Annotated in this window: 13 protein-coding genes; 6 read left to right on the top strand and 7 right to left on the bottom strand. The window is 67.5% G+C overall.

Annotated features, from left to right (window positions below):
- The first annotated feature begins 162 nt into the window (after window positions 1–162).
- From mgtE to ACXJKH_RS09110, 4 genes are all read left to right on the top strand, one after another.
- Window positions 163–1,524 carry a magnesium transporter gene (gene mgtE, locus ACXJKH_RS09125; RefSeq protein WP_256775711.1) on the top strand — a complete coding sequence of 454 codons (1,362 nt, stop codon included), beginning with the start codon at window positions 163–165 and terminating at the stop codon, window positions 1,522–1,524.
- Between the two features lie 13 nt (window positions 1,525–1,537).
- Window positions 1,538–1,804 carry a hypothetical protein gene (locus ACXJKH_RS09120; RefSeq protein ID WP_457319185.1) on the top strand — a complete coding sequence of 89 codons (267 nt, stop codon included), beginning with the start codon at window positions 1,538–1,540 and terminating at the stop codon, window positions 1,802–1,804.
- A 67-nt stretch (window positions 1,805–1,871) separates the two neighbouring features.
- Window positions 1,872–2,672 (top strand): carboxylesterase family protein, encoded by an 801-nt coding sequence (locus tag ACXJKH_RS09115; RefSeq protein WP_457319184.1) that lies wholly within the window; start codon window positions 1,872–1,874, stop codon window positions 2,670–2,672.
- 289 nt (window positions 2,673–2,961) lie between these two features.
- Window positions 2,962–3,417, top strand: coding sequence for an REP-associated tyrosine transposase (locus ACXJKH_RS09110; protein WP_457319183.1), 456 nt, complete (start codon window positions 2,962–2,964; stop codon window positions 3,415–3,417).
- A 150-nt stretch (window positions 3,418–3,567) separates the two neighbouring features.
- On the opposite strand, the gene ACXJKH_RS09105 is transcribed toward ACXJKH_RS09110, so the two are convergent.
- The 3 genes from ACXJKH_RS09105 to ACXJKH_RS09095 are packed head-to-tail and all read right to left on the bottom strand — an operon-like array spanning window position 3,568 to window position 5,590.
- A complete protein-coding gene (locus ACXJKH_RS09105; RefSeq protein ID WP_256775707.1) occupies window positions 3,568–4,518 on the bottom strand; it encodes an aspartate carbamoyltransferase catalytic subunit in 951 nt (316 codons plus the stop codon).
- 15 nt (window positions 4,519–4,533) lie between these two features.
- The gene (gene ruvX, locus ACXJKH_RS09100) at window positions 4,534–5,031 is read right to left on the bottom strand and encodes a Holliday junction resolvase RuvX (protein WP_457319182.1); all 498 of its coding nucleotides are present in this window, start codon (window positions 5,029–5,031) and stop codon (window positions 4,534–4,536) included.
- Window positions 5,024–5,590, bottom strand: coding sequence for a YqgE/AlgH family protein (locus ACXJKH_RS09095; protein ID WP_457319181.1), 567 nt, complete (start codon window positions 5,588–5,590; stop codon window positions 5,024–5,026). Before ACXJKH_RS09095 ends, ruvX begins: the two co-directional genes overlap by 8 nt.
- A 108-nt stretch (window positions 5,591–5,698) precedes the next feature.
- Here ACXJKH_RS09095 and ACXJKH_RS09090 point away from each other — a divergent pair, with 108 nt between their 5' ends.
- Complete coding sequence (locus ACXJKH_RS09090) at window positions 5,699–6,247, top strand: DNA-3-methyladenine glycosylase I (RefSeq protein WP_457319186.1); 549 nt, start codon at window positions 5,699–5,701, stop codon at window positions 6,245–6,247.
- 63 nt (window positions 6,248–6,310) lie between these two features.
- On the opposite strand, the gene ACXJKH_RS09085 is transcribed toward ACXJKH_RS09090, so the two are convergent.
- Both ACXJKH_RS09085 and ACXJKH_RS09080 read right to left on the bottom strand, forming a co-directional pair.
- Window positions 6,311–7,018, bottom strand: coding sequence for a YitT family protein (locus ACXJKH_RS09085; protein ID WP_256775704.1), 708 nt, complete (start codon window positions 7,016–7,018; stop codon window positions 6,311–6,313).
- 89 nt (window positions 7,019–7,107) lie between these two features.
- The gene (locus tag ACXJKH_RS09080) at window positions 7,108–7,317 is read right to left on the bottom strand and encodes a DUF4287 domain-containing protein (protein WP_457319180.1); all 210 of its coding nucleotides are present in this window, start codon (window positions 7,315–7,317) and stop codon (window positions 7,108–7,110) included.
- Between the two features lie 170 nt (window positions 7,318–7,487).
- Here ACXJKH_RS09080 and ACXJKH_RS09075 point away from each other — a divergent pair, with 170 nt between their 5' ends.
- A complete protein-coding gene (locus ACXJKH_RS09075; RefSeq protein WP_457319179.1) occupies window positions 7,488–8,309 on the top strand; it encodes an alpha/beta fold hydrolase in 822 nt (273 codons plus the stop codon).
- Window positions 8,310–8,437: 128 nt separating this feature from the next.
- On the opposite strand, the gene ACXJKH_RS09070 is transcribed toward ACXJKH_RS09075, so the two are convergent.
- Window positions 8,438–9,421 (bottom strand): aldo/keto reductase, encoded by a 984-nt coding sequence (locus ACXJKH_RS09070; RefSeq protein ID WP_457319178.1) that lies wholly within the window; start codon window positions 9,419–9,421, stop codon window positions 8,438–8,440.
- A gap of 119 nt (window positions 9,422–9,540) precedes the next feature.
- On the bottom strand, window positions 9,541–10,110 hold a 570-nt coding region (locus ACXJKH_RS09065), incomplete at its 5' end, for a hypothetical protein (RefSeq protein ID WP_457319177.1).

Below are 10,110 nucleotides of genomic sequence, written 5' to 3'. Positions count from 1 at the left end.
GGGGGCCGGCACCACCGTCGCCGAGTGCGTGCGTCCACACGCGCATCGCCGCCTGCGCACCTACCCGATTGACACACAAGCACGCGATAATGACGCGGTGACCACCGCACATGCCGCATCCTGTTCCGGATCGCGGCCTTTTCTTTTCCGCAGGAGCTGCCCATGGCCGAAGCCGTACGCCACGACAAGACGGCACGCCAACTGCGGCTGTTGTCCGATGCACTGGACAGCGGGCGACTGGGTCCGGTGCGCCGGCTGGTCAACACGCTTGCGCCGGCCGAGATCGGCAACCTGCTCGAATCGCTGCCGCCGGGCAAGCGCGAGGTGGTGTGGGGCCTGGTCGATCCGGAAGACGACGGCGAGGTGCTGGTCCACGTCGGCGAGGAAGTGCGCGAAAGCCTGCTGGCCGACATGGACCCGGACGAAATCATCGCCGCGGTCGAAGACCTGGACATCGATGACCTTGCCGACCTGGTCGAAGATCTGCCCGATACGGTCATCGATGAAGTGCTCAAGTCGATGGACCGCGAGAACCGCGAGCGGCTTGAGCAGGTGCTGTCCTATCCCGAGGACAGCGCCGGCCGCCTGATGAACCCGGATGTGGTGACCGTGCGCGCCGACGTCAACGTGGACGTGGTGCTGCGCTACCTGCGCCTGCGCGGCGAACTGCCCGACCACACCGATCACCTGTTCGTGGTCAGCCGCCGTCACCAATACCTGGGCCGGCTATCGCTGGCCGCACTGGTGACCCACGAGGACAACACCCCGATCAACCGGCTGATCGATGACGAACAACCGGCGATCGACGTCGGCGAGAACGCCGATGAAGTGGCCCGGCAGTTCTCCGACCATGACTGGGTGTCCGCGCCAGTGGTGGACGACAACAACATCCTGCTCGGCCGCATCACCATCGATGACGTGGTCGACATCATCCGTTCGCAGGCCGAGCACCAGGCGCTGGGCGCCGCCGGCCTGGACGAAGAAGAAGATCTGTTCTCGCCGATCAAGCGCGCCGTACGCGGCCGCGTGGTCTGGCTGGGCATCAACCTGTGCACCGCGTTCTTGGCCGCCAGCGTGATCGGCCAGTTCGAGCTGACCCTGCAGAAGGTGGTCGCCCTGGCCGTGCTGATGCCGATCGTGGCCGGCGTCGGCGGCAACGCAGCGGTGCAGGTGCTGACCCTGATGGTGCGCGGCATCGCGCTGGGCCAGGTCGGCCCGAGCAATGCACGCATCCTGCTGTGGAAGGAATCGCGCGTGGCGCTGATCAACGGCACGTTGATCGGCACGGTGGTGGGCATCATCGCTTATGTGTGGTTCCACAGTTTCCTGCTGTCGCTGGTGATCGCCATGGCGCTGGTCATCAACTTCTGCGCGGCCGCCCTGGCCGGCGTGCTGCTGCCGCTGATGCTCAAGCGCATGAACGTCGACCCGGCCGTGGCCGGTACCGTGGTGGTCACCGCGGTCACCGACGTCATGGGCTTCTTCAGCTTCCTCGGCCTGGCCACCCTGATCCTGCTGCATTGATTCCGGACCCCGCATGGCCCTGACCCTGGACAACTATTTCCAACCCGGCTGGCGCGATGCGCGCTACACCTGCCCTGCCTGCGAGTGGCAGGGCAGCGCGCGCCAGATGCCCATGGAACTGCACGAAGACGAGGCGCAGTTCGACTGCCCGCACTGCGAGAATCMGATCCTGCTGGTGGTCCACCCCAGCCTGGCACAGGTGCAGGCCGCCGCCGCCGACGGGCATCCCGAGGCGATCGAGCAGCTGGAGATCCTGGCCTCGGTGCCGCGCCCGGACTGATGCACTGCAAGATGCCCCCCGCCGCCAGGGCGCCTAGACTGAAAACGATTTCAATCAGGGCACGACAATGGCGCGACGTTGGGGTGGGTGGCTGCTGGGTGCGGTGGCGATGATGGTCATGACCGGTTGCGCGAGCGTCCCGGAGACAGCGCGCGGCCACTTCGTCGCGCGCGCGGTCAAGGTTGAGGGGCGCACGGCGCACTACCAGGTGTTCGTGCCGCGTGCGGCGGCGGCCGATGCCGGACCCTTGCCGGTGGTGCTGTTCCTGCACGGCTCCGGCGAGCGTGGCCGCGACGGCCGTCGCCAGACCAAGGCCGGCCTCGGCCCCTACCTGCACCGGCACGCTGACCGCTTCCCTGCCCTGGTCGTGTTGCCGCAGGCGCCCGCTGGCGAAGAATGGTCGGGGGCCAACAACCGGATGGCATTGGCGGCCCTGGATGCCACCCTTGCCGAGTTCGGCGCCGACCCGCAGCGCCAGTACCTGACCGGCATGTCGATGGGCGGCTACGGCAGCTGGAACATCGCCTTGGACAATCCGCAGCGTTTTGCCGCCATCGTGCCGGTCTGCGGCGCCGTGCTGGCCCCACGCGCGGTGCGCCCCACTCTGTTCGTGGAGGACGTGGCCCATGAAGYCGATCCGTACGCRGCCATCGCCAAGCGCCTCAAACACGTGCCGATCTGGATGTTCCATGGCGCGCTGGATGACGTGGTGCCGCCGGAGGACGACCGCCGATTGAAGGCCGCATTCGCCCAGGCGGGCGCCGACGATGTGCGCTACACCGAGTATCCGGACGGCAACCACAATGCCTGGGATGCCACCTATGCCGATGCGGCGATGTGGGCGTGGCTGTTCGCGCAGCGCCGCTGATCGCGCCGGGTAGTGCCGGCCGCTGGCCGGCTCCCGATAAACCCACAATCGCCGTGTGGTGCCGGCCGCTGGCCGGCTCCCAATAAACCCACATTCGCCGGGTAGTGCCGGCCGCTGGCCGGCTCCCCATAAACCCACAATCCCCCGGTAGTGCCGGTCGCTGGCCGGCTCCCCATGCCGTTGGATTCATGCAGAGCCGGCCAGCGGCCGGCACTACCGGGGCTCTTCCCCACACGTGCCTTGGTATTCGACCGGCATCGCGACGCTGTGGGATCGCTGAAGATGCGTCATGAGCTCCTCCCGACTACGCGTAGGCCGCTGTTCGCTTCCCGGCCAGAGCTACGTCTTGACGATGGTCTGCGACAACCGCCGCCGCTGGTTCGCAGACCCCCGCGCCGCAGCCATTGCCATCACCCACCTGCAGGAGATCGATCAGCGCGGCTATGCGCGCTCCTTGGCCTGGGTGGTGATGCCGGACCATGTGCATTGGCTGTTGGAGTTGGACGCAAAACCACTGAGCGATGTAGCACGCCGCTTCAAATCATCGAGTGCGTTGGCACTCAACCGCATGCGCGGCCGTGGCGGCGCGGTGTGGCAGGCGGGGTATCACGATCACGCGGTCCGCTCTGAGGATTCCCTGCATCGGCATGCCATGTACATCCTCGGCAATCCGGTCCGCGCAGGCTTGTCCGAACAGGTCGGGGACTATCCATACACATGGAGCATCTGGCCCCATGACCGGTAGTGCCGGCCGCTGGCCGGCTCATCACGAGGGTGAGGTTCATGCGGAGCCGGCCAGCGGCCGGCACTACCCGGTTGGCTGTGGAGCCGGCCAGCGGCCGGCACTACCCCGGTCGGTCGTGGAGCCGGCCAGTGGCCGGCACCGCCAGGCTGGTCAGCCCAGCAGGGTTTCCAGCACCGCCATGCGGACGGCGACGCCGTTGGCGACCTGGCGCAGCACCCACGACTGCGGGCCGTCGGCCACTTCGTCGGTGACTTCCACGCCGCGGTTGATCGGGCCGGGGTGCAGCACGGCCGCATCGGTGCCGGCGCGCTTGAGGCGCGCGGCATCCAGGCCGTACTGCGCGTGGTACTGCTCGATCGAGGGCACCAGGCCTTCTTCCATGCGCTCGCGCTGCAGGCGCAGCATCATCAACGCGTCGGCGCCTTCGAGCAGGGCGTCGAAGTCCTGGCCGACGATGCAGCCCTTGAGGGTGTCATCGTCGGGCAGCAGTGACTGCGGGCCGCAGACGCGGATTTCGCCCACGCCCAGCGTGCGCAGCGCATGCAGGTCGGTGCGGGCCACGCGCGAATGCTTCACATCGCCGACGATCAGCACCTTCATCTTCGAGAAATCGCTGCCCTTGGCCTGGCGCAGGGTGAGCATGTCCAGCAGGCCCTGGGTGGGATGCGCGCTGCGGCCGTCGCCGGCATTGATCAGCGCGGTGCCTTCGCCGGCGGCGGACGCCAGTTCGGCCACGGCGCCATCGTCGGGGTGGCGCACGACGAACCCACGCACGCCCATCGCTTCCAGGTTCTTCAGCGTGTCGCAGGCGGTTTCGCCCTTGCGCGTGGACGAGGTGGACGCATCGAAGTTGAGCACGTCCGCACCCAGCCGCTGCGCGGCCAGCTGGAACGAGCTGCGGGTGCGCGTGGAGGGTTCGAAGAACAGCGTGCACACCGCCGACCCGCCCAGCACATGGCGCTTGTTGCCGACCCGGCCAACCGCCGCATCGCGGATCTGACCGGCGCGGTCGAGCAGCTGCAACAGGGTTTGACGGGGCAGACCTTCCAGGGTCAGCAGGTGACGCAGGCGTCCATCGGAATCAAGTTGCGAGGCGGTCATGGGCAGGGTCTGGGCTCAGGAAACGGGGGTGGCGTCGTCGGGGCTGGACAGCCAGCGTTCGATGATCACCGCGGCGGCCACCGCATCCAGGGTGGCGGCATCGCGGCGACGCTTGCGCCCTTCGGCGCGCTCGACCGCGAACCGGCGGGCCGCCTCGACCGAGCTGGAGCGCTCGTCGACCAGCACCACCGGCAGCTTGAAACGTTCCCGCAGCTGGCGGGCAAAGCCCTGCGCGCGCTTGCGGTTGGGCTGGTCCTGGCCGTCCAGGGTCAGCGGATCGCCGACTACCAGGCCATCGGGCCGCCACTCTTTGATGAGGCGTTCGACCGCGGCCCAGTCCGGTCCGTTGCCGTGCACGTCGATCACCGCGATCGCCCGCGCATGGGTGCCGAACGAACTGCCGATCGCGACACCGATCCGGCGTGAGCCGACATCGAAGCCGAGCACCGTGCCGTCGCGACGGATGCCCGGTGGCGTGCCGGCAGACGCCGCTGGCGTGACCGGCTCAGACATGGCCGCTGTAATCGGTGAGGCGGAACAGGTCCACGCCGATCCGCGACGCCGCGCCTTGCCAGCGCTGGTCCAGCGGCGTGCTGAACAGGATATCGGTATCGGCCGGCACGGCCAACCAGCTGTTCTCGGACAACTCGCTTTCCAGCTGGCCTTCGCTCCAGCCGGCGCAGCCGAGGGTGACCAGCGCATTGCGTGGCCCTTCGCCGCGCGCCATCGCTTCGAGGATGTCGCGCGAGGTGGTCAGGAACACGCCCTGGCCAACGGCCAGGCTGGAATCCCAGCCGCGTGCATCGTCATGCAGCACGAAGCCGCGCTCGGGATGCACCGGGCCGCCATTGAGCACGACCTGCCCGCGCAGGGCGCTGTCGTCGGTGTCGATATCCATCTGCGCCAGCACTTCGCCCAGCGTGTACTCGGAAGGCTGGTTGACCAGCACCCCCATCGCACCGTTGTCGTCGTGCTGGCAGATCAGCGCGACACTGCGCGCGAAGGTGGGATCGGTCAGCGACGGCAGCGCGACCAGCAGGTGATGGGCGAGGGAGGTGGAAAGCTCGGACATGGGGGCCATTCTAGCCGCTGGCCGCGATGTGCGCTTTCGCGCTGACATAATGCAGACCTGCGCGTGCCCCGGCCTGCGCGGTTGACCCGCCATTCCAAGGAGCTGTACGTGTCCGGCTACTGCCTCATCGCCCCCGGCCATCCCGTCCACGGCCACTACCATGACCACGAGTACGGCTTCCCGCAACGCGAGGAGCGCGAGCTGTTCGAGCGCCTGCTGCTGGAAATCAACCAGGCCGGGCTCAGCTGGGAAACCATCCTGAAGAAGCGCGAGGGCTTCCGGGCGGCTTACGACGGCTTCGACGTGGACACGGTGGCCGCGTATGGCGAACGCGACATCGAGCGCCTGCTGGGCGATGCGCGGATCATCCGCAACCGGCTCAAGGTGCATGCGGCGGTCCACAACGCGCAAGTGATCCAGCAGCTGCGGGCCAGCCATGGCAGCTTTGCGGCGTGGCTGGACGCGCACCACCCGCAGGACAAGGCGGGGTGGGTGAAGCTGTTCAAGAAGACGTTCCGCTTCACCGGCGGTGAGATCACCGGCGAGTTCCTGATGAGCCTGGGCTACCTGCCCGGCGCGCACAGCCCGGACTGCCCGGTGTACGCGCGGCTGCAGAAACTGCGTGCCGACCCGCGGCCCGCGTCGGCCGGTCGGTAGACGGCTACCGTTGGTGTTGACCGTGGCGGGGATCGCGCACCGACAGCGGTCGGCACCTACCGGTTAGACGCCCATGTACCGGCCCGGCCGGTGGTTGAACATCAGCACCAGGCTGAGCACCACCGCGCCGATGGCCGAGTACATCACCTGGGACGGGGACAGCACGAAGAAAGCCACGCACATCAGCAGCGTGTCGAAGGACATCTGCACCTTGCCTGCGCTCCAGCCACGGGTGCGCTGCAGGTACACCGCGAGGATGCCGATGCCGCCGAGGCTGGCGCGGTGGCGGATGTAGAACAGGATGCCCAGCCCGGCCAGCGCGCCGCCCACCAGCGCCGAGTACAGCGGGGCGATGTGGGCAAAGTCGGCCCAGCGCGGCAGCAGGTCGGTGAGCACGCCGCAGGCGGTGACCGCGGCAAAGGTCTTCAGGGTGAACTCCCAGCCCATCCGGCGCACGGCCACCCAGTAGAACGGCAGATTGACCAGCACGAACACCAGGCCGAAATTCCAGCCGAAGGCGTAGTGGGCCAGGAACGCCAGCCCGGCCATGCCGCCGATCATCAGCCCACCCTTGGCGAAGATGGCCAGCCCCAGCGAGGCCACCAACGTGGCCAGGACCATGCCCTGCACGTCCTCGGCCACCGAATGGCGCAGCGCTGTTTCGTCGGCGACGGTACCGGCACTGTCCGGCGGCGGGGTCAGCGGGCCGGCGGTGACCAGGTGGCCGTCAGCGTCGTCGCACGGCGCGGGGCCATGGGAATCAAGGGACATGGGGGTGGGGGGTGAACGTGGGGAGCGGTATTAGACACGATCGGCGTGACAGTTGCAGGTGAACGCGATTCAGCCGCCCCTCTGCGGGGTCAGCCGCTCCTGAGATGGTGCGCCACCAGCGCATTGGCATGCCCATGGCCGAGCCCGTGCTCGGTCTTGAGGAAGGCCACCAGTTCCATGTGCCTGCCCCCGCCCTGGGCTGCCAGCAGCGCCAGCCAGTGCCCGACCGGCTGGCCGTAGGTCTTCTCGATGGACGGGAAATACGACGCCGGGCCATTGACCTTGGGGGTATCGCGCATGACGTTGCCTCGCTGGGGGGGTGCGACCGCGCCGGAATGGACGGTTCTGCTCCTACGACGCACCAGGGCGGGGGAAATCGACATCGGTCTTTCATGCCGGCTGAACGCGCTGCTGCGCAGCATGCCAAGGCACTTCCCGCCCCGCCCTTCCCTCCCCCGGAGTCCGCGTCATGCCTTTTGTCACCACGCCCGACAAGACCGAGATTTTTTACAAAGACTGGGGCCACGGCCAGCCCATCGTGTTCCACCATGGCTGGCCGCTCAGCGCCGACGACTGGGATACCCAACTGCAGTTCTTCCTGTTGCAGGGCTATCGGGTGATCGCCCATGACCGGCGCGGCCACGGCCGTTCCTCGCAGACCAGCGGGGGCCATGACATGGACACCTACGTGGCCGACGTCAACGCACTGGTCGACCACCTGGACCTGCGCGATGCGGTCCATGTCGGCCACTCCACCGGCGGTGGCGAGGTGGCCCATTACGTGGCCCAGGCCAAACCCGGCCGCGTGGCCAAGGCGGTGCTGGTCGGTGCGGTGCCGCCGGTCATGATCAAGAGCGCGGCCAATCCCGGCGGCACGCCCAAGGACGTGTTCGACGGCTTCCGCGCGCAACTGCTCGCCGGCCGCGCCAATTTCTACCGCGAGGTGCCCATTCCCTTCTACGGCTTCAACCGCGAGGGTGCGCCGGTGCAGCAGGGCGTGGTCGACAACTGGTGGCGGCAGGGCATGGCCGGCGCGATCAACGCGCACTACGACTGCATCCAGGCGTTTTCAGAAACCGACTTCACCGAGGACCTGAAGAAGATCGACGTGCCGGTGTTGGTGCTGCACGGCGACGACGATCAGATCGTGCCGATCGCCGACTCGGCCGAGCTGTCGATCACGCTGCTGAAACACGGCACGTTGAAGGTCTACAAGGGCTACCCGCATGGCATGTGCACGACGCACGCGGACGTGATCAATACGGACCTGTTGGCGTTCATCCGGGGCTGAGGAGGCGTGCCGACCCATGGTCGGTACCTACCGGGATGTCCGGTGCGTGGCGTGATGGCCGACGTCGCTACGCCATGCACCGGTAACGCACGACCGTTGGTCGTGCGTCCGGGCAGACGAATGCCAGCTCAGCGCGCGACCAGCGCCTGTCGCGCGGCGTTGTAGCGGTCGCCGACGATGGCGATGCTGTCCAGCGCATCGCCAATCTGCTGCAGGTCGGCGGCATCGAGCTGCAGCGATACCGCGCCCAGGTTTTCCGCCAGGCGATGCAGTTGGGTAGTGCCGGGAATCGGCACGATCCACGGCTTGCGCGACAGCAGCCAGGCCAGGGCGACCTGTGCCGGCGTGGCGCCCTTGGCCGTGGCAATGGCACTGATGCGGTCGACCAGGGCCTGGTTGGCCTGGCGCGCATCAGCGGCAAAACGCGGCACGCTGTTGCGGAAGTCATCGGCGGCGAACTGCGTATCGACGTTGATCGCGCCAGTCAAAAAACCCTTGCCGAGGGGACTGAACGGGACGAAGCCGATCCCGAGTTCCTCCAACACCGGCAGCACGCTCTGCTCGGGTTCGCGCCACCACAACGAGTACTCGCTCTGGAGTGCGGCCACCGGCTGCACCGCATGCGCGCGACGGATGCTGTCCACGCCGGCTTCGGACAAACCGAAGTGCTTCACCTTGCCCTCGGCGATCAGATCCCGGACCGTGCCGGCGACGTCTTCCATCGGCACATGGGGATCGACCCGGTGCTGGTAGAACAGATCGATGCGGTCGGTCTTCAACCGCGACAGGCTGGCCTCGGCCACCGCGCGGATACGCTCGGGACGACTGTCCAGGCCGGCATCGGCATGCCCGTCCTTGAACCCGAACTTGGTGGCGATCACCAGCTGGTCGCGGTACGGCGCCAGCGCCTGGCCAAGCAGTTCCTCGTTGCGGAACGGGCCGTAGACCTCGGCGGTATCGAAGAAGGTGACGCCCTGTTCGACCGCCGCGTGCAGCAGCGCGGTGGCCGCGCGGGTTTCGGTGGCCGGGCCGTAGCCGAAGCTCAGGCCCATGCATCCCAGGCCGAGCGCTGAAACGCGCAGGCCGCTGTTGCCCAGTTCTCGTGATTGCATGGGAGTTCTCCTGCGCCCGTCAGGCGCGCGGTGGATGGCCTGCCACCATACAGACCTCCCGGAGCGGGATTGAAGGTGTCCAGGTGCAGTCGGTCATGAACCCAGATCATCAATCCAGCTCAGCGTGCCTCAGGCAGGGTGATGCTTACTTCGCCCAGGATGATCACCGCCAGGAGCATCAACAACAACATGCCGCCTGCCAGGAGGATCAGGACGTGCCAGATCGTCAGGCGGTCCAGTCGCGTGCTGTCGATGCGCTCGTCGCGATGGTACTGGCGCAGTAGCGCGTTGACCGGCAACAACGGAACGAAGCTCAGGAACGCCAGCAGGGAGGCGGCGTTGTCCAGCCGGCCGACCAGGTTGAGGACCAGGAACACAATGCCCAGCAGCGCCACTGGAAAGGCCAGTTCGCGGCGGCGGCCGCGCACCAGATCGGCGAGCTGGGCAAAGCAGGAGAAGCACCACAGCGGGCAGAACACTGCACGTGCCCACGGCCACAGGTCTTGGCCGCTTTCGCGCTGGATGGCCTGCCAGTTACGCCAGAACCAGTACATCGTGTACAGGCCGAACGTCGCCAACGACATCGCGGCAAGCTTGAACGTGCCGGGAGCGAAGTACATGGGCTTGTCGGTCGCCTGCAGCAGCCCCGCACGCTGGTCCGGCGGCAGAGGCGCGGACATCGGCTGACC

The sequence above is a fragment of the Stenotrophomonas sp. P5_B8 genome (assembly GCF_054049855.1).
The sequence above is the reverse complement of the archived record's forward strand: the minus strand, read 5'-3'. Positions and strand labels throughout refer to the sequence as shown.